Here is a 25260-nt window from a genome sequence, read left to right as displayed (position 1 = left end):
CGCTTTGATCCTTGATCGCCTGCCATAAAAACAGCCCTAAAACCGCCAGGAAATCGAACCATGAAAGCCATTGCCCTGTTGCCCTTGATGTTGGTGGCCTCTATCAGCCAGGCCGCCGAGACGGTGAAAATCTACAACTGGTCGGACTACATTGCGCCGGACACCACCAAGAACTTCCAGAAAGAAACCGGTATCGGTTTCACCTACGACGTGTACGACAGCAATGAAACCCTCGACGGCAAGTTGATGACCGGTAAATCCGGCTACGACGTGGTGTTTCCGTCCAACCATTTCATGGCTCGGCAAATCCAGGGCGGCGCTTTGAAGAAACTCGACAAGAGCCAGTTGCCCAACTGGAAAAACCTCAACCCTGTGCTGCTCAAGGCCCTGGAAAACAACGACCCCGGCAATGCCCATGGCTTTCCGTACCTGTGGGGCAGTACCGGCATCGGCTACAACATCGACAAGGTCAAGGCGGTACTGGGCGACAACGCGCCGGTCGATTCCTGGGACCTGATCTTCAAGCCCGAGAACATGGCCAAGCTGCAGAAATGCGGGGTGGCGATTCTGGATAATGGCCCGGAGTTGCTGCCGGCCGCGCTCAACTACCTGGGTTTGCCACATCACAGCAAGAAGCCCGAGGACTACAAAAAGGCTGAAGATCTACTGATGAAAGTGCGACCTTATGTGGCGTACTTTCATTCCTCGAAATACACCGCGGACCTGGCCAACGGCGACATCTGCGTAGCAGTGGGCTTCTCTGGCGACATCCTGCAGGCGGAAAGCCGTGCCAAGGAAGCCAAGAACGGCGTGAACATCGGCTACAACATTCCCAAGGAAGGCGCTGCGATCTGGTTCGACATGGTCGCCATGCCCGCCGATGCGCCCAACGAAAAAGCCGGCTACGCATTCATGAACTACCTGTTGCGCCCGGAAGTGATGGCCAGCATCACCAACTACGTGCACTACGCCAACGGCAACCAAGCCGCCGACAGCCTGGTGGACCCGGCCATCAAGTCTGACACCAAGGTCTATCCGAGCCCGGAAATGATGGGCAAATTGTTCGCGTTGGAAGCGATGCCGTTGAATATCGACCGGGTGCGTACGCGAGTGTGGAACACCATCCGCACCGGTAAGTAAGTGCGACGCCCGCCCCCCTGTGGGAGCGGGCTTGCCCGCGAATACGGAGTGTCGGTCAATAAATCTGGCGACTGGTGTACTGCATTCGCGGGCAAGCCCGCTCCCACATTTAAACCGAGTACAACCTCGGGCTCATGGGTTTTCCAGGTCATGCCCCAACGACTGGATAAACAACGAAAACAGCTCCGGCTGTGACGAGATATCCAGCTTCGCGTACAAATGCCGACGATGCACCTTCACTGTATCCGGCGAGATGTTCAGCCGTTCGGCCATGGCCTTGGAGGAGAACCCGCGCAGTACCAGTCGGGCGATCTCCAGCTCGCGGTCCGAGAGCACGCCGCAGCCGAACTGACTCAACGCATCCCTGATCTGACTGTCCATCGCCGGCGCACGCTGGGTGCTTTGCTGCCAGTGCTGTTGCATCAGCGGTAACACCCAGGCGGCCACGGTGGTCATCAGCCCGGTCTCTTCAAAGCTGAAGCGTCGTTGCATGCCTAATGACAGCGACAAGGTCCCCGCGCCCGGCAATTGCAGAATGAATTGCACCTCGTCTTCCAGCACGTTGTCATGGAAGTAATTGAGGAAGTATTCACTCTGGCGAAAATGATCCGGCGCCACTTCCTCCAGGCGGTACACGCCGCTGGCATAGCCCTCGCGACAGGCCTGGAAAAACGGGTCGAGCAGATACAAACCATTGAGGTACACCAGCATCGACGCTGGTTTGCTGCTGGGTTGGGCGTCGTATTCTTCGAGGGCCTGGGGCGGGCCATCCACCGGGTAGTAGATCGCCAGGGCGTTATCAAAGGGCATGCACTGATGCAGCAACAAGACAAGCTGTTTCCAGAAACGCTCGGTGCCGATGTGCGCGACGGTGCGGCCCAGGCCGGCGTGCATGCCAACCTCCCGAAACAGGCTCATATGACAGGCTCCCGCCAGCAAAAGATCGGCCAAGGGTTCGGCTTTTGCCGGGTGGCGTCAAGGGGAGTACGCCAATAGGGGAATTGGCTGACATAAACGTCGTGTTTATTGTTCTCATCATTCAGCGGGAAACATATCCCGCGATGATCAGATTTTTCGTTTCTGCCTCACACCAAGAACAACGACAGAGGATAACGATATGAGCACTTCCCCCACGCCCGACGGCGTGCTGAAACCCACCTTGAGTGTCTTCGATGTGGTCGCCATTACCGTGTCGGCGGTGACGCCGGCCAGTTCTGTATTCGTCATTGCGCCTTTCGCCATCCAGCAGGCAGGCAGCGGCGTGTTCCTCGCGTTTGTGATGGCCGGTTTACTCGCACTGATGTTTGCCTTTTGCTACGCCGAACTCGGCCGCGCCCACAACAGCGCCGGCGGTGAGTACGTGTACGCCAAGCGTGTGTTCGGTGGCATGGCCGGCTATGCGACGTTTCTCACCGTGCTGGTGATGTTGCTGTTTATCCCGCCGGTACTGGCCACGGGCGCGGCGACCTACCTGAATAACGCCCTCGGCACGACATTCGACTCCCAGACCGTCGCCCTGGTGATCGTGGTGTGCAGTTACGCCCTGGGCATCCTCAACATCAAGCTCAATGCCTGGATCACCGGCACCTGCCTGTTGCTGGAAGTGGCGGCCTTGCTGGTGATCGTGGTGATTGGTTTCGGCAACCCGGTGCAACCGGCCAGCGTGCTGTTCCAACCGCAGATCGTCGAAAACGGCGTGCTGCACCTGGCGCCCTGGGCCCTGGTGATCGGTGCCGTGGGCATCGGCCTGTTTTCCTACAACGGCTACGGCCCGGCGGTGTTGCTCGCCGAGGACATGAAATGCGGCGGCAAAGGCGTGCACAAGGCGGTGCTGTGGTCCCTTGGCCTTGTGGTGGTCATCGAACTGGTGCCAATCACCGCACTGTTGATCGGCGCGCCGTCCCTGAGCGAGATGATCAGCAGCCCGGACCCTATCGGCTACCTGTTGACCAGCCACGGCAATGAAACCTTGTCGCGCCTGGTCAGCGCCGGGATTTTCCTGTCGGTGTTCAATGCGATCGTCGCCATCGTGATCCAGATCGGCCGCGTGGTGTTCAGCAGCGGGCGCGATGCGCTGTGGACGCCGACCGTCAACAAGCTGTTCACGCGTATTCATCCGCGCTGGGATTCGCCGTGGTTGGCTACGCTGTTCCTGGCGATTCCTTCGGCGCTGCTGAGTTTCAGCTCCAACCTGGCCGACCTGACCTCGTTCAGCGTGCTGCTGATCATGCTGGTGTACCTGGTGGTGGCGTTGAGCGCGCTGATGAGCCGGGTGTTGCTGCGTGATCGCGAGCATCCCTATCGCATGCCGCTGTGGCCGCTACCGGCATTGCTCGCAGTACTGGGCGCGGGGTACCTGTTGGTCACCCTGGTGGCCGCCGCGTCGGTGCGGGACATCATGATTATCATCGGCCTGCTGGCAGTGTCGGTGATCCTGTATTGCATCAGTGGCCGGTTGAGTCCGGTCTTCCAGAAATTATAAGGAGTGGTTATGCGCGCACGTCAATTGGGCATTACGTTGGGCCTGGGCACGCCCGGTGAGTGGAACGCCATCACCGACGTGCCAGGTGTCCGGGTCGGGCACAGCACGATCAAGACGCTTATCGACGGCAAGCAGGTGCGTACTGGCGTCAGCGTGATCCAACCGCGTGCTGGCGAGGCACGCCAGCAACCGTGCTTTGCTGGCTATCACGTGCTCAATGGTAATGGCGACGCCACCGGCCTTGAGTGGATCAGCGAAGCGGGGCTGTTGACCACGCCGCTGGCCATCACCAACACCCACAGCATCGGCACGGTACGCGACAGCCTGATCGCCCTGGAGCGCGAGCGCCTGGCGGACCCGGCGGTGTACTGGTGCATGCCGGTGGTGATGGAAACCTATGACGGCCTGCTCAACGATATCTGGGGCCAGCACGTCGGCCCCGAGCACGTGCGTGAAGCGGTGCACAACGCCGAAACGGGACCCGTGCAGGAAGGCGCGGTCGGTGGCGGCACCGGCATGATCTGCCATGAGTTCAAGGGCGGCATCGGCACGGCCTCGCGGCGCTTGCCGGCGGAGCAGGGCGGCTGGACCGTCGGCGTGCTGGTGCAAGCCAACCATGGCAAGCGCCAGGAACTGCGGGTGGATGGCTACCCGGTGGGGCGCCGGCTGATGGAGATTCCCTCGCCATTTGCCGAGCAAGGCACACCGGGCATGGGCTCGATCGTGGTGATCCTGGCCACCGATGCGCCGTTGTTGCCGCACCAATGCCAACGCCTGGCGCAACGCGCATCGATCGGCATCGCCCGGACCGGTGGCGGCACTGAGGACTCCAGCGGCGACCTGTTCCTGGCGTTTGCCACGGGCAACCAGAATTTGCCGCCGGCGGACTACGGGCGCAGGCAGCTGCCCTTCAGCACAGCGTTGCAGATGGTCAACAACGACCATATCTCGCCGTTGTTCAGCGCTGCGGCGGACGCGGTGGAAGAAGCCATTATCAATGCAATCCTGGCCGGGGAGGACATGCTCACCGATCACGGCGTCCTGGTGCCTGGCCTCAAGGGTGACACGTTACTGTCGGCACTTGGCAAGACGGGTTGGAGTGTGTCCCGGTAATAGGGGCCACTTGAAGTTATTAATAAAAGTAGTGGCTGTTTAATGTTGCCAATGACACCCTGGCAATATAATGGATCCAATAACTAACAGCGCCGGTCAACTTGATCGGCGTTAGTGCTATTTAATATTTAAATAACTGGGCGTTGTTTTTTGTCGGACAAACGCCACGCTGCCCAACAAACACGGCCTGTAACTTCCCCAAGTTGTAGGTTCGGCGGTTTTTAGTGCTGGAAAAGATGTAGACGAAAGATTTCAAGTTGTGTCAGTTTTCTTACGCCTTCAAAAGAGGCGAGTGATAGGACGATCTCGCCCGCGGGGTTCCTATCGATCAAAGACTGATGCACTTGCAAACAAGGAAGTACGTTTATGTCAAAAGTAAAAGACAAGGCTATCGTGTCGGCGGCGCAAGCCAGCACCGCTTACTCGCAAATCGATAGCTTCAGCCATCTGTATGACCGTGGCGGCAACCTCACGATCAATGGCAAACCCTCCTATACCGTTGACCAGGCGGCCACCCAGCTGCTGCGTGACGGCGCCGCGTACCGGGACTTTGACGGCAACGGCAAGATCGACCTGACCTACACCTTCCTGACGTCGGCCTCTTCGAGCACCATGAACAAACATGGCATCGCAGGCTTCAGCCAGTTCAACGCACAGCAAAAAGCACAGGCCGTACTGGCCATGCAATCCTGGGCGGACGTGGCCAACGTCACCTTCACCGAGAAAGCCACCGGCGGTGACGGCCACATGACCTTTGGCAACTACAGCAGCGGCCAGGACGGCGCGGCCGCCTTCGCCTACCTGCCCGGCACCGGCGCAGGCTACGACGGCACGTCGTGGTACCTGACCAACAACAGCTACACGCCAAACAAGACCCCGGACCTGAACAACTACGGCCGGCAAACCCTGACCCACGAAATCGGCCACACCCTGGGCCTGGCCCACCCTGGCGACTACAACGCCGGGAATGGCAACCCGACCTACAACGACGCGACCTATGGACAGGACACGCGCGGCTACAGCCTGATGAGCTACTGGAGCGAGAGCAACACCAACCAGAACTTCAGCAAAGGCGGGGTCGAGGCTTACGCGTCCGGCCCGCTGATCGACGACATCGCGGCGATCCAGAAGCTCTACGGCGCCAACTACAACACCCGCGCTGGCGACACCACCTACGGCTTCAACTCCAACACCGGGCGTGATTTCCTCAGCGCCACCTCCAATGCCGACAAGCTGGTGTTCTCGGTGTGGGACGGTGGTGGCAACGACACCCTGGACTTCTCCGGCTTCACCCAGAACCAGAAGATCAACCTCAATGAAGCGTCGTTCTCCGACGTTGGCGGCCTGGTGGGCAACGTGTCCATTGCCAAGGGCGTGACCATCGAGAACGCCTTCGGCGGCGCGGGCAATGACTTGATCATTGGCAACAACGCGGCCAACGTCATCAAGGGTGGGGCCGGCAACGACCTGATCTACGGTGGCGGCGGGGCGGACCAACTGTGGGGCGGCGCGGGCAACGACACCTTTGTGTTCGGTGCCAGCTCCGATTCCAAGCCTGGTGCTGCGGACAAGATCTTTGACTTTACCTCGGGTTCGGACAAGATCGACCTGTCCGGTATCACCAAGGGCGCAGGCCTGACCTTCGTCAATGCCTTCACCGGGCATGCCGGCGATGCTGTGCTGACCTACGCCGCAGGTACCAACCTGGGCACCTTGGCAGTGGACTTCTCCGGTCACGGCGTGGCGGATTTCCTCGTCACTACCGTCGGCCAGGCAGCGGTCAGCGACATCGTGGCGTGATGCACGGGCGCGGCGCTTCGGCGCCGCGCTTTACGGCTGGAGCAGCAAGATGCAGCGTTTTTTCACTTTGATCATTTGCATCGTGCAGGTGATGTTCGTGTCGGCAGGAGCCCACGCAATGGCGAGCAGTCTCGTATTACCCACCACCGCCCAGTTGGCCGGGCATTGGCAGTTGCACCAGCAGGGCCAAGTGTGCGCGCTGGACCTGTTGGAGCAGGCCAATGCCTTGGGCGGTGATGTGGCGTGCGTCGCGCAATGGTTGGGCGACAAGCCCCTGACCTGGACCCCAACACCGGACGGGATCTGGTTGATGAACGCCGAAGGCAGTGGCATTACCCACCTCAACCGGCAGAAGGAAGGCGAATATAAAGGGCGCACGCCCACTGGCCTGGAAGTTGTATTGCAACGTACACCTTAGTTGCGGTTATAAGCCGATCACTTGATTTTATTAGTTGACCGCTCCGTGCATCGGGGCTGGGGCAACTATTGCGCGTAATTTGCTTCAGGGAAGATGAAAAGCCATGGCGAAGTCCCATGCCGTCGCGCCGTTATTCAAGGCGCTGGGTGAATACAAAGGTATTTTGATCAGTGTGGGCTGTTTCACTGCATTGATTAACCTGCTGATGCTGGTGCCGTCGATTTACATGCTGCAAGTGTACGACCGCGTGCTGTCCTCCCAGAATGAAACCACCCTGGTGATGTTGACGCTGATGGTCGTGGGCTTCTTTGCCTTTATAGGCCTGCTGGAGGTGATCCGCAGTTTTATCGTGATCCGTATTGGCAGCCAGTTGGAGCGGCGCTTCAACTTGCGCGTCTACAAGGCCGCGTTTGAACGCAACCTGCAACGCGGCCAGGGGCACGCCGGACAGTCCCTGGGCGACTTGACCCATATCCGCCAGTTCATCACGGGACCTGCGCTGTTCGCGTTTTTCGACGCGCCGTGGTTTCCCATCTACCTGTTTGTGATTTTCCTGTTCAACGTATGGCTGGGCGTGTTGGCCACGGCGGGTGCCGTGCTGCTGATCGGGCTGGCGTGCCTGAATGAATACCTGACCAAAAAACCGTTGGGCGAAGCCAGCGGTTACTCCCAGCAATCCACGCAATTGGCCACCAGCCACTTGCACAACGCCGAAACCATCCAGGCCATGGGCATGCTCGGCGCGCTGCGCAGCCGCTGGTTTGCCGTGCACTCGCAGTTCCTCGGCCTGCAGAACGCGGCCAGCGATACCGGTTCGGTGATCACTTCCCTGAGCAAGTCCCTGCGCCTGTGCCTGCAGTCGTTGGTGCTGGGCCTGGGCGCACTGCTGGTGATCAGGGGCGACATGACTGCCGGGATGATGATCGCCGGCTCCATCCTGATGGGCCGGGTGTTGAGCCCCATCGACCAGTTGATTGCGGTGTGGAAGCAATGGAGTTCGGCCAAGCTGGCCTATCAACGCCTGGATGACTTGCTGCGTGAGTTTCCCCCGGAAGTCGAGCAGATGAAGCTGCCGGCGCCCAAGGGCCAGGTCAGTTTCGAGCAGGTCAGTGCCGGCCCGCCGGGGCGGCGTATGGCGACGTTGCACCAGGTCAGCTTCAACCTGGGTGCTGGTGAAGTACTGGGTGTGCTCGGCGCGTCGGGCTCCGGCAAATCGACCCTGGCCCGTGTGCTGGTGGGGGTATGGCCGACGCTGGCCGGCACCGTGCGCCTGGACGGTGCTGACATTCACCGCTGGGATCGCGACGACCTTGGCCCGCATATCGGCTACCTGCCCCAGGACATCGAGCTGTTCAGCGGCAGCATTGCCGACAATATCGCGCGCTTTCGCGATGCCGACCCCGAGCAGGTGGTGCGTGCCGCGCAGCAGGCCGGCGTGCATGAACTGATCCTGCGCCTGCCCCAGGGCTACGACACGGTGCTTGGCGACAACGGCGGCGGCCTGTCCGGCGGCCAGAAACAACGCGTAGCCCTGGCCCGCGCGCTGTATGGCGGGCCACGCCTGATCGTGCTGGATGAGCCCAATTCGAACCTCGACACCGTCGGCGAGGCCGCCCTGGCCAGTGCCATCGTGCAGATGAAAGCCCAGGGCAGCAGCGTGGTGCTGGTGACCCATCGCTCCTCGGCGCTGGCCCAGGCCGACAAGCTGCTGGTGCTCAGCGACGGGCATCTGCAGGCGTTCGGGCCCAGCCAGGAAGTGCTGCGGGCATTGTCCGGCCAGCAGGAGGCGCCGAAGGAAAAACCCGGCGTGAGTTTCAGTCGTCAGTACCAGGCCGGAAGGAATCCAGGCGCATGAGCAGCATTACTGTTGAACCACGCTTCAAAGAGCGCGACGCCCGGTTTTTTGCGCGCATGGGTTGGCTGCTGACGCTGGTCGGTGCCGGTGGGTTTTTCCTGTGGGCCAGCCTGGCGCCCTTGGACCAAGGCATTCCGGTCCAGGGCACGGTGGTGGTGTCGGGCAAGCGCAAGGCTGTGCAGACCTTGAGCCCTGGCGTGGTCAGCCGGATTCTGGTGAAGGAGGGCGAGCATGTGAAGCAGGGCCAGCCGCTGTTTCGTCTCGACCAGACCCAGCACCAGGCCGACGTGCAGTCCCTGCAGGCCCAGTACCGCATGGCCTGGGCCAGCGTGGCACGCTGGCAAAGCGAACGGGATAACCACACCAGCATCCGCTTTCCCGCTGAACTGAGCGCCAATCCCGACCCGGCCCTGGCGTTGGTGCTTGAAGGCCAGCGCCAGTTGTTCAGCAGCCGTCGCGAAGCCTTTGCCCGCGAGCAGGCCGGCATCCGCGCGAATATCGACGGCGCCACGGCGCAGCTGGGCGGCATGCGCCGTGCCCGCAGTGACCTCACTGCCCAGGCGCAATCCCTGCGCGACCAACTGAGCAACCTGCAGCCCTTAGCGGACAACGGCTACATCCCGCGTAACCGGCTGATGGAGTACCAGCGCCAGTTGTCCCAGGTGCAGCAGGACTTGGCGCAAAACACCGGGGAAAGTGGCCGCGTCGAGCAGGGCATTCTTGAATCGCGTCTGAAATTGCAACAGCACAGCGAGGAATACCAGAAGGAAGTGCGCAGCCAACTGGCCGACGCGCAACTGCGCAGCCTGACCCTGGAACAGCAACTCACCTCCGCCGGGTTCGACCTGCAACACAGCGAAATCAATGCCCCGGCAGACGGCATCGCGGTCAATCTCAGTGTGCACACCGAGGGCGCCGTGGTGCGCGCCGGTGAAACCTTGCTGGAAATCGTGCCCCAGGGCACACGCCTGGAGGTGGAAGGGCACTTGCCGGTGCACTTGGTGGACAAGGTTGGCACGCACCTGCCAGTCGACATCCTGTTCACCGCCTTCAACCAGAGCCGCACCCCTCGGGTACCGGGGGAGGTCAGCCTGATTTCCGCCGACCAGATGCTCGACGAAAAGACCGGCGCGCCCTATTACGTGCTGCGCACCACGGTCAGCGACGCCGCGCTGGAAAAACTCCACGGCCTGGTGATCAAGCCCGGCATGCCCGCCGAGATGTTCGTGCGCACCGGCGAGCGCTCGTTGCTCAACTATCTGTTCAAGCCGCTGCTCGACCGCGCCGGCTCCGCGTTGACCGAGGAATAGACATGAAACCTGTGTTTATCGCCTTGTTGTTGAGCTGCTCCACCGCCCAGGCGGCCATGGGCCCGTTCGATGTGTACGAGCAGGCCTTGCGTAATGACCCGGTATTCCTCGGCGCCATCAAGGAGCGCGACGCCGGCCTGGAAAACCGCGCCATTGGCCGCGCCGGCCTGCTGCCCAAGCTGTCCTACAACTACAACAAGGGTCGCAACAACTCCCAGGCCACCTTGCCGGACGGGCGCGGAGGCACTTATCACGATGACCGCAACTACAACAGCTACGGTTCTACGTTCAGCCTGCAACAGCCGCTGTTCGACTACGAGGCTTACGCCAACTACCGCAAGGGCGTGGCCCAGGCGCTGTTTGCCGATGAGAGCTTTCGCGACAAGAGCCAGGCGCTGCTGGTGCGGGTGTTGAGCTATTACACGCAGGCGCTGTTTGCCCAGGACCAGATCGATATCGCTCGCGCCAAGAAAAAGGCGTTCGAGCAACAGTTCCAGCAGAACCGGCATTTGTTCCAGCAAGGCGAGGGGACCCGCACGGACATTCTCGAAGCCGAATCGCGCTACGAACTGGCCACCGCCGAAGAGATCCAGGCGCTGGATGAGCAGGATGCGTCTTTGCGCGAACTGGGCGCCTTGATCGGCGTGCAAAGCGTCAACATCGATGACCTGGCACCGCTGAACCAGGGTTTTGCCGCGTTCGCCCTGACCCCGGCCAACTACGACACCTGGCATGAACTGGCGATCAGCAACAACCCCACGCTGGCGTCCCAGCGCCAGGCCCTGGAAGTGGCGCGCTATGAAGTGGAGCGCAACCGCGCCGGGCACTTGCCCAAGGTCACCGCATATGCCAGCTCGCGTCAGCAGGAGTCGGACAGCGGCAACACCTACAACCAGCGCTATGACACCAACACCATCGGCGTCGAAGTCAGCCTGCCGCTGTATGCCGGGGGCGGCATCTCGGCGTCGACCCGCCAGGCCAGCCGTGCCATGGAGCAGGCCGAGTACGAGCTTGAAGGCAAGACCCGCGAAACCCTGATCGAGCTGCGTCGACAGTTCAGCGCGTGTCTGTCGGGGGTGAGCAAGCTGAGGGCGTATCAGAAGGCCCTGGTATCGGCGGAGGCGCTGGTGGTGTCGACCAAACAAAGCATCGTGGGCGGGGAGCGGGTCAACCTTGATGCACTGAACGCCGAGCAGCAGTTGTACAGCACTCGACGTGATCTCGCGCAGGCGCGGTATGACTACTTGATGGCGTGGACCAAGTTGCATTACTACGCGGGCAACCTGCGCGATACCGATTTGGCCAAGGTGGATGAGGCGTTTGGGCGTTGATTGTGGGGTTTGACAACAATAAGAGAGGGATCGATATGGGTGTATTTGACTATAAAAACCTCGGCAGCGAGGGCTCTAAGGCCTTGTTTGCGGATGCGATGGCGATCACGTTGTACAGCTATCACAACCTGGATAACGGTTTTGCCGTGGGTTACCAGCACAATGGCCTGGGACTGGGATTGCCGGCCACGTTGGTCGGGGCATTGCTGGGCAGCACGGATTCCCAGGGCGTGATCCCGGGCATCCCGTGGAACCCTGATTCGGAAAAAGCGGCATTGGACGCGGTGCAAAAGGCCGGCTGGACGCCGATCAGCGCCAGTGCCCTGGGCTATGGCGGCAAGGTCGATGCGCGGGGTACGTTTTTCGGCGAGAAGGCGGCCTACACCACCGCCCAGGTCGAGGTGCTGGGCAAGTACGATGACGCTGGCAAACTGCTGGAAGTCGGCATCGGATTTCGCGGCACCTCCGGGCCTCGGGAGACCTTGATCAGCGACTCCATCGGCGACCTGGTCAGCGACTTGCTCGCGGCGCTAGGGCCCAAGGACTATGCGAAGAATTACGTGGGTGAGGCCTTTGGCGGCTTGCTCAAGAACGTGGCTGACTACGCCAGCGCCCATGGCTTGAGCGGCAAGGATGTGGTGGTCAGCGGCCATAGCCTGGGCGGCCTCGCGGTCAATAGCATGGCGGACCTGAGTACCGATAAGTGGGCCGGCTTCTACAAGGACGCCAACTACGTGGCCTACGCATCGCCCACCCAGAGCGCCGGCGACAAGGTGCTCAATATCGGCTACGAGAACGACCCGGTATTCCGTGCGCTGGATGGCGCATCGTTCAACCTGTCGTCACTGGGCGTGCACGACAAACCCCATGAGTCGACCACCGACAATATCGTCAGCTTCAACGACCACTACGCCTCGACGCTGTGGAATGTGCTGCCTTTTTCCATCGTCAACCTGCCGACCTGGATCTCGCACCTGCCCACCGGCTATGGCGATGGCATGACGCGCATTCTCGAATCGGGCTTTTATGAGCAGATGACCCGTGACTCCACGGTGATCGTCGCCAACCTGTCAGACCCGGCGCGGGCCAACACCTGGGTGCAGGACCTCAACCGCAACGCCGAGCCGCACAAAGGCAATACCTTCATCATTGGCAGTGACGGCAATGACTTGATCCAGGGCGGGAAGGGCGCGGACTTTATCGAAGGCGGCAAGGGCAATGACACGATCCGTGATAACAGCGGGCATAACACCTTTTTGTTCAGCGGGCACTTTGGCCAGGACCGAGTGATCGGGTACCAGTCGACGGACACGTTGGTGTTCAAAGGGGTGGAGGGGAGTTTGGATTACCGCGAGTACGGCGGGGATACGGTGATCAGTGTTGGGGGGGATACGGTGACGTTGGTGGGCGTGAGTGGAGGGTTGGGCGATGTGGTGATCGGGTAGGGCTGGAATGGGCGGGCTTTCTGCGGCGGTGGGGCGATTTTGATGGGGCTGCTGCGCAGCCCAGCGCGGGGCAAGCCCGCTCACCACAGCAGCCCGCTCACCACAGCAAGCCCGCTTCGGGGGGATCAGTTTTCCTGGCGCACGGTGGCCACGTCATCGGCCTTGACCCGTACACGCTTGCCGGCGATATCGGTGAATTCGTAAAAGCCGTCGGCGGTCTTGGTTTTTGGGGTGTCCTTGGTCAAATACTGCGTGCCGTTTTGCAGTGTCACTACGGTTTGCGTTGCGCAACCGGCCAATACCAGAAAAGTGAGTGCAACCAGTGGCAGCCCCAAATTCTTCATGTTCATAACCCTTACCTTAACCTTGAAAAGTCCCACGCCAGAGGCCGCGGGCAACAAATGTTACGCCATCAACTCCCCCATCTGATCACTTTTATGCAAAAAGTTGCAGGCGCCATTTATCTGTTACCGATTGCAACCTGGCATTGGCGACGGCACTCTGTATGCATAACCAGTATTTGATCGCTGCGCACCATGGCCAATCCCCTCGAAGAACCGCTCTATTACCTGCATAACTTCCGCCAGGTCCTGCAATGGCTGGGGCAGCGCTATGCAGACTTGCTCGATGCTGACGAAGCGCATTTCATTCAGCAATTTGACAGGTTGCCGCAAGCGTCACAGGCGTTGTTGGTGCGCATGGTGATGCGCAAAGGTGTGCATTTTCGTGCGGGCAAGCTCAATTACCTGGAGATCGGTTGCCCCCATGCGGCAGCTGAGCCACTGCTGGCCCTGGGCTGGGTGGATAACGAATGCCTGCTGGCCTTTGAAGAACTGTTCGCCTTGCTGCAAAAAGGCGAGCTGCTCGCAGCGTTCAAGCCCTGGATCGACCAGCCCAAGGGTAAGAAAGCCGATTGGCTGGCAGGGTTGTCGGCGCACTTCACCGACAGCCGCTGCTTTGCCAACTGGTGCCCTGATCTGGCCGACACGTTGTACAGCCTCACCGTGATGGAACTGTGCGATCGCCTGCGCTTGATGTTCTTTGGCAACCTGCATCAGGACTGGTCCGAATTCGTGCTGGCGGACCTGGGCATCTACACCTACGAAAAAGTCGAGTTCTGCGCCGAATCCCGGGGTTTGCGCAGCCGTGACGACGTGCTGGGCTTTCTGTTCCTGCACCAGTGCCAGCAGGCCTTTGAAACCGGTGACGCGCTGGAGACGGTATTGGCCCAGGTTGCAACGCTGCAAACTGACAACCCCTGGCTGGAAAAACGCCGGGCCAAGCTATTGTTCCAGGTGGGCCAATATTGCGAGCGCACGGCCGAATTGGCGCTGGCGGAACGCATCTATCGCACTTGTGCCTACCCCGGCGCCCGCTCACGGTTGATCCGCGTGCTGGAACGCCAGGAGGACTACGTGCAAGCCATGGCCCTGGCGAACACCGCCCAACAAGCCCCGGAAAGCGCCGCCGAACAGCAGCACCTGCTGCGCGTGATGCCACGCCTGCGGCGCAAACTGGGCGAGCCGGCCTTGCCCAAGGTCAAGCCCCGGCCCGTCACGCGCCTGGACCTGGACCTCGCGCTCCCGGAACCTTTAATGTCGGTGGAATACTGCGTGCAGGCGCACCTCAGCGAGCCCGATGGGCCGGTGCACTACGTTGAAAATGGGCTGATCAATTCGCTGTTCGGCCTGCTGTGCTGGGACGTGATCTTTGCCCCCTTGCCGGGATCGTTTTTCCACCCGTTCCAACGCGGGCCGGCGGATTTGCACAGCGAAGACTTCCACCCGCGCCGCGCGCCACTGTTCGCCGCCTGTTTCGAGCAACTGCAGGACGAGCGCTACAAAGCCACCATCCGCCAGCGCTACAGCGAAAAGTGGGGGATCCAGTCGCCCTTCGTGTTCTGGAACTTGCTCAGCGAAGAACTGCTGGAACAGGCCCTGGCCTGTCTGCCCGCCGAACACCTGCGCTACTGGTTTGAACGGCTGCTGCTGGACATCCGCGCCAACCGCGCCGGCATGCCGGATTTGATCCAGTTCTGGCCGGCACAAAAGACCTACCGCATGATCGAGGTCAAGGGACCCGGCGATCGCCTGCAAGACAACCAATTGCGCTGGCTGGAGTTCTGTGGCGAATACCAGATGCCGGTGACCGTCTGCTATGTGCGCTGGGCAGCGTCCGCTTGAGCTACAGCGTTGCCGTGCGTGCGCTGTGTGAACTCACGGCCAAGGTCGGTGACCTCGACCTGCGCTTCACGCCGTCGCCCAGCGCCCAGGAAGGCATTGTCGGCCATCGCACCGTCGCCTCACGGCGCAGCCAGCACTACCAGAATGAAGTGGCGCTCGAGGGTGTGTATCAGCAGTTGACGGTGCGGGGCAGGGCAGACGGCTACGACCCGGACGCCAACCGCCTGGAAGAAGTGAAGACCTATCGCGGCGACCTCGACGCCCAGCCCGCCAACCATCGGCAACTGCATTGGGCCCAGGTCAAAGTGTATGGCTGGTTGATGTGCCAGAAACTCGGTCTTTCCGAGATCGACCTGGCGCTGGTGTACTTCGATATCGTCGGCGAAGGCGAGACGCTGCTCAACCAACGCTTCCACGCCAGCGAACTGGAGCCGTTCTTCAATCAGCAATGCGCGCTGTTCCTCGGTTGGGCCCAGCAGGAAATGGCGCACCGCGAAGCGCGCAACAGCGCCGCGCAGACCCTGGCATTCCCCCATGCCGGCTTCCGCCCTGGCCAGCGCTCGCTTGCCGAAACGGTGTACAAGGCCGTCAGCACCGGCCGCTGCCTGATGGCCCAGGCGCCTACCGGCATCGGCAAGACCATCGGCACGATTTTCCCCTTGCTCAAGGCCCTGGCGCCCCAGCGACTGGACAAGCTGTTCTTCCTCACCGCCAAGACCCCCGGCCGCAAACTCGCCCTGGATGCTGCCGACGTGCTGTATGCCAGCAGCCCCGACCTGCCACTGCGCGTGCTGGAGTTGGTGGCGCGGGACAAAGCCTGCGAACACCTCGACAAAGCCTGTCACGGTGACTCCTGCCCCTTGGCCAAGGGTTTCTACGACCGTTTGCCCGCCGCACGTATCGCCGCGTCCAAGGTGCGCCTGCTCGACCAGCGCAACCTGCGCGACGTTGCCCTGGCCCATGACGTCTGCCCCTATTACCTGAGCCAGGAAATGGCGCGCTGGGCCGACCTGGTGGTCGCCGACTACAACTACTATTTCGACTTTGGCGCCATGCTGTTCGGCCTGGCCCAGCTCAATCAATGGCGGGCGGCGGTGCTAGTGGACGAGGCGCACAACCTGGTCGAACGGGCCCGCGCGATGTACAGCGCCAGTGTTGACCAGTACCACCTCAAGACTCTGCGCGACACCGCTCCCGAGCCGTTGAAGAAACCCTTGAAGCGCCTCAACCGTGAGTGGAATGCGCTGCACAAGGACCAGCTCGCGCCCTACCAGGCCTATGCCGCCCGCCCGGAAAAACTGCTGCAGGCCTTGAGCCTGTGCGCCAGCAGCATGGGCGAATATTTCAATGACCATCCCGAGTCACTGAGTGGCGACCTGCAATCCTTCTATTTCGACGTGCTGCAATTTGCCAAAGTCGCCGAGCTGTTCAATGAACACTTCATCTTCGATATCAGCAAGCGTCAGCTCAGTGGAAAGCGCAGCAGCTCGACCCTGTGCCTGCGCAACGTGGTGCCTGCCGAATTCATCCGCCCACGATTGACCGCTGCCCGCAGCAGCGTGCTGTTTTCCGCAACCCTGAGCCCGCGGCATTACTACGCCGACTTGCTGGGCTTGCCGGCCGACACGGCATGGGTCGATGTGGAGTCACCGTTCAAGGCCGAGCAATTGCAGGTGCGTATCGTCGATGAAATCTCCACGCGTTTCGTGCATCGCCATGCCTCCCTGGAACCCATCGTTGAGCTGATCGCCCGCCAGTACACCGGGCAGCCTGGCAACTACCTGGCGTTCTTCTCAAGCTTTGATTACCTGCAACAAGTGGCGCAGTTGCTGGCCGAGCGACATCCGCAGATCACACGGTGGCAGCAGTCACGCGGCATGGCCGAAGCCGAGCGCCAGGCGTTTCTCGACCAATTCACCGAACACAGCCAGGGCATTGGTTTTGCTGTGCTCGGCGGCGCCTTTGGCGAAGGCATCGACCTGCCCGGCGCCCGCTTGATCGGCGCCTTCATCGCCACCCTTGGTTTACCCCAACTCAACCCGGTCAATGAGCAGATGAAACTGCGCATGGGCGCGATATTCGGTGCAGGCTACGACTACACCTACCTGTACCCCGGCATTCAGAAGGTGGTACAGGCCGCGGGCAGGGTGATCCGCAGCCAGCAGGACCGTGGCGTGGTGATGTTGATCGATGACCGCTTCGGCGAAGCGCGGGTACGCCAGTTGTTGCCACGCTGGTGGGCGGTTGCATGAGTTATTCCCGCCATCAATGATGCTGGTGGCCCTGTGAGCAATGCCGCACGCTGGGCAAAACCTTCGAAAAGGTTATGCCCATGAGCCCGCAATTAATCCTCGTCAACGGTATTGAGTTAAGCGTCCACATAGCGGGCCCCGAACACGGCTCGCCGATTTGGCTGCTGCACGGTTTTCCGGAGTGCTGGCATTCCTGGCGCGAGCAGATTCCTGCCCTGGCGGCGGCGGGCTATCGGGTGTTTGCCCCGGAAATGCGCGGCTACGGCCAGTCAAGTTCGCCGGCAGAAGTTGCCGACTACGAGTTGCTGACGCTGTGTGGCGATATCCAGCAGGCCATGGACCATTTTGGCCATGCGCAGGTGGTGATGGTCGGCCACGACTGGGGCGCGGTCGTGGCCTGGCACCTGGCGTTGCTCGAACCTGAGCGGGTCACGCGCTTGATCACGATGTCGGTGCCTTTCGCCGGGCGCGCACGGCGGCCGGTGATTGAAATCATGCGCGAGCTGTACGCCGACCGCTTCAACTACATCCTGTATTTCCAGGAACCGGGCGTAGCCGAACAGGAATTGAACGCCGATGTCGAGCGTACCTTGCGCCTGTTCATGCAGGACCAGGATGTGTTCCTGCAAAGCAAACCGGCGAACGCCAGGCTGCTTGAAGGCGTCGCAGCCCCCGGCGCCTTGCCGCAGTGGTGTTCCCAGGCGGATTTGGATATCTACGTGCAAACCTTCGCCGAGCATGGGTTTCGCGGCCCGCTGAACTGGTACCGCAACTTCGAGCGCAACTGGCAACGCAGCGAACGCCTGGCGGGCAGGCAGGTGCTGCAACCCACGCTGTTCCTGATCGGCGACCGCGACCCGGTGGGGGTCTTCGAAGCTCACACGCTCAAGCGCATGCCTGACTCAGTGCCCAAGCTTGAGCAGCACGTGCTGCCCAACTGCGGGCACTGGATCCAGAACGAGCAGGGGCAGCGGGTCAACGCGCTGATGCTCGGGTTTCTAGGGAAAACTTGAAGGTTGCGCCCCGACCCGGTTGATCCACCAGGCGAATGCTGCGCCCGTGCAGTTGCAGGATACGGTGCACGATGCGCAAGCCCAGGCCGCCGTCACGGCGGGCGCCGCCGATAGTGAACGCGCGCAGGAACAGGCCTTCGCGCAGCTCCGCGTCGATGCCCGGGCCGCTGTCGCTGACCGTGACGGCCACGGCGTTGGTTTCGGGCGACAGGATGACTTCGATTTCGCCGTTGACCGGCGTATGACGCAGCGCATTATCCAGCAGATTGGTGAGTACCCGCTCGATCAGGCCCAGGTCAGCGAACACGGTGGGCACCCGCGGTGGCAGGGTGGCGGTGAGCGCGATGGCACGTGCTTCGGCGGTCAGTTCAAATTTCTGGAAGATGTCTTGCACCAGGTCCGGCAATGAAAAGCCTTCGATCACCGGCTGTACAAAGCCATGCTCCAGGCGCACCAACTCCAGCAACGACTGGGCGAGGCCGCCGACTTTGCGGCTCTGGTCGAGGGCGATGCCGAGGTAGCGGCGACGTTCCTCTGGGCTCAGGCTCGCGTCCTTGAGTGACAGGGTTTCCAGGTAGCCATGCAACGAGGCCAACGGTGTGCGCAGGTCGTGGGAGATATTCGCGACCATTTCCCGACGTTCCTGATCCTGGTGGGTGATGGCGCGCCATTGCTCGCCCAGGCGGTTCTCCATTTGCACGAAGGCGTGGTCGAGTACGGCAATTTCATCGCCGCTGTTCAGTTCGGTCGCAATCGGCTCGGCCGGTTTGGGCGCGCCGTTGATGTCGAACTGGCCGACTTTGTCGGTGAGCTGGCGCAACGGCCGGGTGATCCAGGCAAATGCGATCAGGCCGGCCATCAGGCACAGCAGGGCGACCAGGCCGATGGACCAGAGTGCAATCTTCAACGCCATGCCGGTGGCATCCTTGGCGTCGTACACGTCGTGGGCTTCACCGAGCAGCACCACATACATAAAGCCGGCCTGCTGGCCGCCGACCTTGAGCGGTGCCGCGCTGAATACCTTACGCCCATCGACGCTGCGCGGGTCGTCACCGAGGATCGGTAGCATCGCGCCGCTGAGAAAGCGCCGAATCGGCGTCAGGTCCACCTGGTCGCGCAGCATGTGCCCCTTGGGTGCGGCGTTGCCGACCACACGGCCGTCGATGTCGAGCAGGTACACCTCGACGCTGGGGTTGACCAGCATCAGCTGGCTGAACAGGTTGCGCACCGCGTCGGGCTTGAGGCCGTCGGCGTCCATCAGTTGGGTGTCGCGGGCAATATGCGCCGCCAGGTCGCGGGACAGGCCTTGCACTACTTCCAGTTCGTGCATGTGGTTGGAGCGCACTTGCAGCCAGGCCGAGGTGCCGCAGCAAATCAGCAGTAATACGGCGAACACCACCGACAGGCGCTGGGTCAGGCTGAGCTTCATGGCGGGCTCTCGGCAAACTTGTAGCCACGGCCCCACACCGTGAGGATGCGTGCCGGGTTGGCCGGGTCAATTTCAACCTTGGCGCGCAGGCGGTTGATGTGGGTGTTGACCGTGTGTTCATAACCTTCGTGGCTGTAGCCCCACACCGCGTTGAGCAGGTCCATGCGCGAAAACACTTTGCCCGGCTGCCGAGCGAAGAAGTACAGCAGGTCGAATTCCCGTGGGGTGAGGTCCAGGCGCTGGCCTTGCAGGGTGGCATCGCGGGTCAGCGGGTTGATGAACAGCTGGCCGAGGTCGAGGCTGCCGGCGTCCATTTTCAGGTTGCGTGCCATGGCGTCCACGCGGCGCAACAGCGCCTTCACGCGGGCCACCAGTTCCGGCATGGAGAATGGCTTGGCCAGGTAATCATCCGCGCCCAGCTCCAGGCCGAGGATGCGGTGCAGTTCGCTGGAACGTGCGCTGGTGATGATGATCGGCGTGTAGCGCGTCATGGCGCGGGCGCGCCGGCAGATTTCCAGGCCATCGACGCCGGGCAGCATCAGGTCGAGGATCAGCGCATCCCAGCCGCCTTGCTCCAGCAGGCGCAGGCCTTCGTTGCCGTCGGCGCTGTGCACCACCTCGAACTGTTCATCACGCAAGTGCAGGCAGATGAGGTCGGCAATATGGGCATCGTCCTCGACCACCAGGACACGTTTGGGCTGATCCATGTAGATAAACCTTCGCTTGTAGTCCGCGCATTGTGCGGGTTTTGCCACCGTGTAGTTATCACGAATTGTTTAACTCTGCGTGAGGATTCCGCGACCGTCCCACGAGCATGATCGCCTCATTGGTAACGGTAAGCACCTCTCATGTGGTGAGCGAGCAAGCTCGCTCACCACAGGCGCTGCGCCAGTCATAAATTGGAGAACATCATGTACTCACGCCGACAACTATTACTGGCCAGTGGCGGCCTCGGCGTCGCCGTCCTGGCCGGCGGCCTGATCAAACAGCTCAACATGGTCACCGAAGCCGAAGCCGCCGAAACCTTCGACGTCACCCACACCGACGCCGAATGGCGCAGCCTGCTGACCGCCGAGCAATACAACATCCTGCGCGAAGCGGGCACCGAACGTCCCTACACCAGCGCCCTTAACGACGAACACCGCGCCGGCACCTTCGCCTGTGCCGGTTGCGCGCTGGCGCTGTACTCCTCAACCACCAAGTTCGACAGCCATACCGGCTGGCCCAGCTTCTGGCAGCCACTGGACAACGCCGTAGCCAGCCATACCGACACCTCTTATGGCGTGGTGCGCAAGGAAATCCACTGCCGTCGCTGCGGCGGCCACCAGGGGCACGTGTTCGATGACGGCCCGGCACCGACCGGGCTGCGTTACTGCATGAATGGCGCCGCCATGACGTTCACGGCGGCTTAGGCCAATGTTTTTTCATTCGTATAAGGGAAGGTCCCATGTGGCTTCTGGTTCTCGCGTACCTGGGCGGCGTGCTGACAATCGTCAGCCCGTGCATCCTGCCAGTTCTGCCTTTTGTCTTCGCTCGCACCGGGCAGCCGTTTTTGCGCAGTGGCTTGCCGCTGTTAGCGGGGATGGCGGTGACATTCGCCCTGGTGGCCTCGCTGGCGGCAGTGGGCGGCGGTTGGGTGGTGCAGGTCAATCAATACGGGCGCTGGCTCGCGTTGCTGTGCGTTGCCCTGTTCGGACTAACACTGTTGCTGCCGCAACTGTCGGAGCGCCTGACGCGCCCCTTGGTAGCCGCCGGCAGTCGCTTGTCGGAAGCCGCCGGGGCCGATGCCAGGCCGCGCCCGGGCGCGTCGTTCCTGATCGGCGTGGCCACCGGGCTGTTGTGGGCACCCTGCGCCGGACCGATCCTGGGGCTGGTGCTCACCGGCGCCGCGCTGCAGGGCGCCAGCATCGGCACTACCTTGCTGTTGCTGGCCTACGCCGCCGGTGCTGCCACCTCCCTCGCGCTGGCATTGCTGGTCGGCGGTAAAGTCTTTGGCTTCATGAAGCAATCCCTCGGCGCCGGTGAGTGGCTGCGCCGTGGCCTGGGTGCGCTGATGCTGGCCGGTGTGGCCGCCATTGCGCTAGGCCTGGATACCGGCGTATTGGCGCGGGTGTCGACCGCATCCACCGGTGGCCTGGAACAAAGCCTGGTGGACAAGCTCAACGCCAAACCGGAACAAAAGGGCGGGGCGATGATGGCCGGGGGCGCGATGATGGCCGCCGCCAACCACAGCGACACCCTGCCGATCGAAGGTGTGCTGCCGCCTCTGGAGGGCGCCGTGCAATGGCTCAACAGCCCACCACTCACGGCTGAAGCACTCAAGGGCAAAGTGGTGCTGGTGGATTTCTGGACCTACTCCTGCATCAACTGCCTGCGCACCTTGCCGTACGTGAAGGCGTGGGCCGAGAAATACCGCGACCAGGGCCTGGTGGTGATCGGTGTGCACGCGCCGGAATTCGCCTTTGAACGCGATGTGAGCAATGTCACCAAGGCCATGAAGGACCTGGGCATCACTTACCCGGTGGCGATCGACAACAACTACAAGATCTGGCGCGCATTCAACAACCAGTACTGGCCGGCCCATTACTTTGCCGATGGCAAGGGCCAGATTCGCTACCACCACTTTGGCGAGGGCGACTATGCCGAGTCCGAGCGGGTGATCCAGCAGTTGCTGCGTGAAGCCGGGGCCAAGAACGTTGCGGGTGGTTTGATCGAGGCCGACGCCAAGGGCGTGCAACTGGCACCGGACACCCACGAAGTGCAGTCGCCGGAAACCTACCTGGGCTTCCAGCGCGCCGAAAACTTCGTCACCACCGGCACCCTGGCCACCAACCAAGTGGTGAACTACCCGGCCGCCGGCAACCTGGCCCTGAACAACTGGACCCTGGAAGGCCAATGGAACGTCGGTGGCCAGCAAGCCACCCTCGGCCAGGCCGGTGGGCGCATCGTCTACCGCTTCCACGCCCGAGACCTGCACCTGGTGCTCGGCCCTGGCGCTGATGGCAAGCCGGTACGCTTCAACGTCACGGTCGACGGCCAAGCCCCAGGCGCCGCCCACGGCACCGACGTCGCGCCGGATGGCAGCGGCACCGTTACCGAGCAGCGCCTGTACCAACTGGTACGCCAGCCAGGCGCCGTCAAGGACCGAACCTTCACCATCGAATTCCTCGACCCGAACGTATCGGCCTACGCCTTCACCTTCGGCTGACCCGAAAACCGTCACCTCGGTGATATGAAAACCCACCCCCGTAGGAGCCGCTTGCCGGCTCCTACAGTGGACTGTGCTCAGGAGTGAACACTATGAAGATCTTCAGCTACCTGCCGGTGCTTGCCTTTGCCGCTTTCATCGGGCAAACCCCAGCCTTGTCGTTCGGTGCCTCCGACGATGCCGTCGCCATTGCGCCACCCGCCCTCGACCTGCCCGCAGACAGCAGCAACCTGCAAACCGCCGTGTTCGCCGGCGGCTGTTTCTGGGGTGTACAAGGCGTGTTCCAGCATGTGCAAGGCGTAACAAACGCCGTTTCCGGCTACGACGGCGGCGCCGCGAGCACCGCGCAATATGAGTCCGTCAGCGACGGCAACACTGGCCACGCCGAAGCGGTTTCCGTGACCTACGACCCGAGCAAAGTCAGCTACGGCAAGTTGCTGCAGATCTATTTCTCGGTAGCCCACAACCCCACCGAACTCAACCGCCAGGGCCCCGACACCGGCACCCAGTACCGCTCGGCGATCTTCGCGCAGAACGCCGAACAGCAAAAAATCGCCCAGGCCTACATCGCCCAACTGGACGCAGCCAAGTCCTTTGACAAACCCATCGTCACCCACATCGAGACGGGCAAGACGTTCTACCCGGCGGAGTCCTACCACCAGGACTTCCTCACCGAAAATCCGTCCTACCCCTATATCGTGATCAATGACCTGCCCAAAGTGGCGCAACTCAAAAAGCTGTTCCCCGACCAATACCGCGCCGAGCCGGTGCTGGTGAAAAACCAGTAATCAGCCCTTGGCCTTGGCCAGGTACGGCGCCAGGCGCCGGCCCATTTCTTCACCCAGGGCCTGCAGCCCACTCAACGGGCGGACCATCACTTCAAACTCGATGATCTGCCCTTGTTCATTGAAGCGGATCAGGTCAATGCCCTTGAGCTGCTTGTCACCGACGCGCGCACTGAACTCCAGCACGACACTGTGGCCGTCGCCACTGGCCAGTTCGCGGTGATAGGTGAAGTCTTCGAATACCTTGATGACGGTGTTGAGGATCATCGACACCACCGGCGCGCCAGGGTAGGGGGTGTGAGCCATGGGCGAGCGGAATACGGCGTCCGGCGCCAGCAGTTCGGGCAGTGCGTTGAGGTTACGATCCGCCAGCATGGCGTGCCAGCGTTGCAGGGTCTGGGCGGCGGCAGGGGTGAGGTTGAGTTCGGACATGCGCGGTACCTGTTCTTATGATGGGAAGGCAGTTCACCTGCCCAACATAAGAGCGGTACCAAAGCAGGGTCAATCACCCGAATTGACAGTTAAGTGATCGCAATGAACAGGGTCAGACCACTTCCAGGTACGAGCTATGAATCGCCCGCGCCAACTCGCGCACGGTGTCGATGAACTCGGTGAGCCGGCTGTGCAACCCGTCCTCCAGAATCTCATCAATCCCGGTGTACCTTAGCCGCGCCTCGAACTCCGCCGCCAACCGTTGCGCCGTGCGCCCATAACTGCCGGGCAGGTCCGCGAGGATATGGCTCAATTCTTCAATGCACGCATGCAGCGAGCGCGGCACATCGCTGCGCAACAACAGCAGTTCCGACACCGACCGCGCATTCAGTGCGTTCGGGTACAGCTCGGTGTACGCCTCGAATGACGACAGCGCACGGAGCAGGGCGCTCCACTGGTAATAACCGCGTGCCGACAAATCGCTGACTTCTTCCGATTCCTCGCCGAACATTTCATAGCGCGCATCCAGCAAACGCAGGGTGTTGTCCGCGCGCTCGACAAAGGTGCCCAGGCGGATAAACCGATAGGCGTCATTGCGCATGATCGTCCCGGAGGTCGCCCCACGGAACAGGTGCGAACGCTGCTTGACCCAGTCACAGAAGTGGCTGATGCCATGCCGCGCCAGGCCGCCGGCGGCGATGCTGCGCATTTCCAGCCAGGTGGCGTTGAGGTTTTCCCACATGTCGGCGGTGATGCGCCCACGTACCGCGTGGGCATTGCCACGGGCGGCGCGCAGGCAGTTGTAGATGCTCGCCGGGTTTTCTTCGTCGAGGGCGAAGAAGTGCAGCATGCGCTCGGCGTCCAACTGTTTATGACGTTCAAGGTAACTGTCCAGTGTGCCGCTGCTGAGCAACGACATGGCCAGTTCGTCCAGGCCATCGCTGCGTCCGGCCTGGGGCATCAACGACAACGAGTAACTGACTTCCAGCATGCGCGCCAGGTTCTCGGCACGCTCCAGGTAACGGGACATCCAGTACAGATCTGCGGCGGTTCTACTCAACATA

21 protein-coding genes are annotated in these 25260 nt (G+C 61.7%); 15 read left to right on the top strand and 6 right to left on the bottom strand.

What is annotated here, in order from left to right:
• The first annotated feature begins 60 nt into the window (after window positions 1–60).
• Window positions 61–1140 (top strand): polyamine ABC transporter substrate-binding protein, encoded by a 1080-nt coding sequence (locus CWC48_RS26165; RefSeq protein ID WP_078048410.1) that lies wholly within the window; start codon window positions 61–63, stop codon window positions 1138–1140.
• Between the two features lie 132 nt (window positions 1141–1272).
• Here CWC48_RS26165 and CWC48_RS26160 read toward each other — a convergent pair whose 3' ends face one another.
• Window positions 1273–2058 carry a helix-turn-helix transcriptional regulator gene (locus CWC48_RS26160; RefSeq protein ID WP_100490689.1) on the bottom strand — a complete coding sequence of 262 codons (786 nt, stop codon included), beginning with the start codon at window positions 2056–2058 and terminating at the stop codon, window positions 1273–1275.
• 199 nt (window positions 2059–2257) lie between these two features.
• On the opposite strand from CWC48_RS26160, the gene CWC48_RS26155 reads away from it, so the two are divergent.
• The 8 genes from CWC48_RS26155 (at window position 2258) to CWC48_RS26120 (ending at window position 12894) form a co-directional block, all read left to right on the top strand.
• The gene (locus tag CWC48_RS26155) at window positions 2258–3622 is read left to right on the top strand and encodes an APC family permease (RefSeq protein ID WP_100490688.1); all 1365 of its coding nucleotides are present in this window, start codon (window positions 2258–2260) and stop codon (window positions 3620–3622) included.
• Window positions 3623–3631: 9 nt separating this feature from the next.
• The gene (locus CWC48_RS26150; protein WP_100490687.1) at window positions 3632–4735 is read left to right on the top strand and encodes a P1 family peptidase; all 1104 of its coding nucleotides are present in this window, start codon (window positions 3632–3634) and stop codon (window positions 4733–4735) included.
• Between the two features lie 366 nt (window positions 4736–5101).
• The gene (locus CWC48_RS26145; protein WP_078048413.1) at window positions 5102–6535 is read left to right on the top strand and encodes a serralysin family metalloprotease; all 1434 of its coding nucleotides are present in this window, start codon (window positions 5102–5104) and stop codon (window positions 6533–6535) included.
• A gap of 49 nt (window positions 6536–6584) precedes the next feature.
• Entirely contained in the window at window positions 6585–6953 is a 369-nt protein-coding gene (locus CWC48_RS26140; RefSeq protein ID WP_078048414.1) for a protease inhibitor Inh/omp19 family protein, read from the top strand.
• A 103-nt stretch (window positions 6954–7056) separates the two neighbouring features.
• Window positions 7057–8808 (top strand): type I secretion system permease/ATPase, encoded by a 1752-nt coding sequence (locus tag CWC48_RS26135; RefSeq protein WP_078048415.1) that lies wholly within the window; start codon window positions 7057–7059, stop codon window positions 8806–8808.
• Window positions 8805–10118, top strand: coding sequence for an HlyD family type I secretion periplasmic adaptor subunit (locus tag CWC48_RS26130; RefSeq protein ID WP_078048416.1), 1314 nt, complete (start codon window positions 8805–8807; stop codon window positions 10116–10118). Before CWC48_RS26135 ends, CWC48_RS26130 begins: the two co-directional genes overlap by 4 nt.
• Window positions 10119–10120: 2 nt before the next feature.
• Complete coding sequence (locus CWC48_RS26125) at window positions 10121–11449, top strand: TolC family outer membrane protein (protein WP_100490686.1); 1329 nt, start codon at window positions 10121–10123, stop codon at window positions 11447–11449.
• Between the two features lie 35 nt (window positions 11450–11484).
• The gene (locus CWC48_RS26120; RefSeq protein ID WP_100490685.1) at window positions 11485–12894 is read left to right on the top strand and encodes a lipase; all 1410 of its coding nucleotides are present in this window, start codon (window positions 11485–11487) and stop codon (window positions 12892–12894) included.
• Between the two features lie 125 nt (window positions 12895–13019).
• On the opposite strand, the gene CWC48_RS26115 is transcribed toward CWC48_RS26120, so the two are convergent.
• Window positions 13020–13244 (bottom strand): YgdI/YgdR family lipoprotein, encoded by a 225-nt coding sequence (locus CWC48_RS26115; RefSeq protein ID WP_078048419.1) that lies wholly within the window; start codon window positions 13242–13244, stop codon window positions 13020–13022.
• 186 nt (window positions 13245–13430) lie between these two features.
• Between CWC48_RS26115 and CWC48_RS26110 the strand changes: the two genes are divergently transcribed.
• The 3 genes from CWC48_RS26110 (at window position 13431) to CWC48_RS26100 (ending at window position 18342) form a co-directional block, all read left to right on the top strand.
• Window positions 13431–15077 (top strand): VRR-NUC domain-containing protein, encoded by a 1647-nt coding sequence (locus tag CWC48_RS26110; protein WP_100490684.1) that lies wholly within the window; start codon window positions 13431–13433, stop codon window positions 15075–15077.
• Complete coding sequence (locus CWC48_RS26105) at window positions 15074–17329, top strand: ATP-dependent DNA helicase (RefSeq protein WP_100490683.1); 2256 nt, start codon at window positions 15074–15076, stop codon at window positions 17327–17329. The genes CWC48_RS26110 and CWC48_RS26105 overlap by 4 nt, the downstream gene beginning before the upstream one ends.
• An 80-nt stretch (window positions 17330–17409) precedes the next feature.
• Complete coding sequence (locus tag CWC48_RS26100; protein ID WP_100490682.1) at window positions 17410–18342, top strand: alpha/beta fold hydrolase; 933 nt, start codon at window positions 17410–17412, stop codon at window positions 18340–18342.
• Here the strand turns inward: CWC48_RS26100 and CWC48_RS26095 are convergent.
• Entirely contained in the window at window positions 18305–19771 is a 1467-nt protein-coding gene (locus CWC48_RS26095) for a HAMP domain-containing sensor histidine kinase (RefSeq protein ID WP_100490681.1), read from the bottom strand. The genes CWC48_RS26100 and CWC48_RS26095 overlap by 38 nt on opposite strands.
• Window positions 19768–20478 carry a response regulator transcription factor gene (locus CWC48_RS26090; protein WP_078048424.1) on the bottom strand — a complete coding sequence of 237 codons (711 nt, stop codon included), beginning with the start codon at window positions 20476–20478 and terminating at the stop codon, window positions 19768–19770. Before CWC48_RS26090 ends, CWC48_RS26095 begins: the two co-directional genes overlap by 4 nt.
• 204 nt (window positions 20479–20682) lie before the next feature.
• Here CWC48_RS26090 and msrB point away from each other — a divergent pair, with 204 nt between their 5' ends.
• From msrB to msrA, 3 genes are all read left to right on the top strand, one after another.
• A complete protein-coding gene (gene msrB, locus CWC48_RS26085; protein WP_100490680.1) occupies window positions 20683–21183 on the top strand; it encodes a peptide-methionine (R)-S-oxide reductase MsrB in 501 nt (166 codons plus the stop codon).
• 35 nt (window positions 21184–21218) lie between these two features.
• Entirely contained in the window at window positions 21219–22979 is a 1761-nt protein-coding gene (locus tag CWC48_RS26080; protein WP_100490679.1) for a cytochrome c biogenesis protein DipZ, read from the top strand.
• 92 nt (window positions 22980–23071) lie between these two features.
• The gene (gene msrA / locus CWC48_RS26075; protein WP_078048427.1) at window positions 23072–23767 is read left to right on the top strand and encodes a peptide-methionine (S)-S-oxide reductase MsrA; all 696 of its coding nucleotides are present in this window, start codon (window positions 23072–23074) and stop codon (window positions 23765–23767) included.
• On the opposite strand, the gene CWC48_RS26070 is transcribed toward msrA, so the two are convergent.
• Together CWC48_RS26070 and CWC48_RS26065 are read right to left on the bottom strand one after the other, a co-directional pair.
• The gene (locus CWC48_RS26070; RefSeq protein WP_099492023.1) at window positions 23768–24196 is read right to left on the bottom strand and encodes a nuclear transport factor 2 family protein; all 429 of its coding nucleotides are present in this window, start codon (window positions 24194–24196) and stop codon (window positions 23768–23770) included.
• 112 nt (window positions 24197–24308) lie between these two features.
• Window positions 24309–25259: an alpha-E domain-containing protein gene (locus CWC48_RS26065; RefSeq protein ID WP_012724311.1), complete on the bottom strand. Its 951-nt coding sequence runs from the start codon at window positions 25257–25259 to the stop codon at window positions 24309–24311.
• Window position 25260 lies beyond the last annotated feature (1 nt).

It is taken from the genome of Pseudomonas sp. S10E 269, from assembly GCF_002798465.1.
Taxonomy (GTDB): domain Bacteria; phylum Pseudomonadota; class Gammaproteobacteria; order Pseudomonadales; family Pseudomonadaceae; genus Aquipseudomonas; species Aquipseudomonas pergaminensis.
This window is presented reverse-complemented; position numbering and strand designations above follow the sequence as displayed.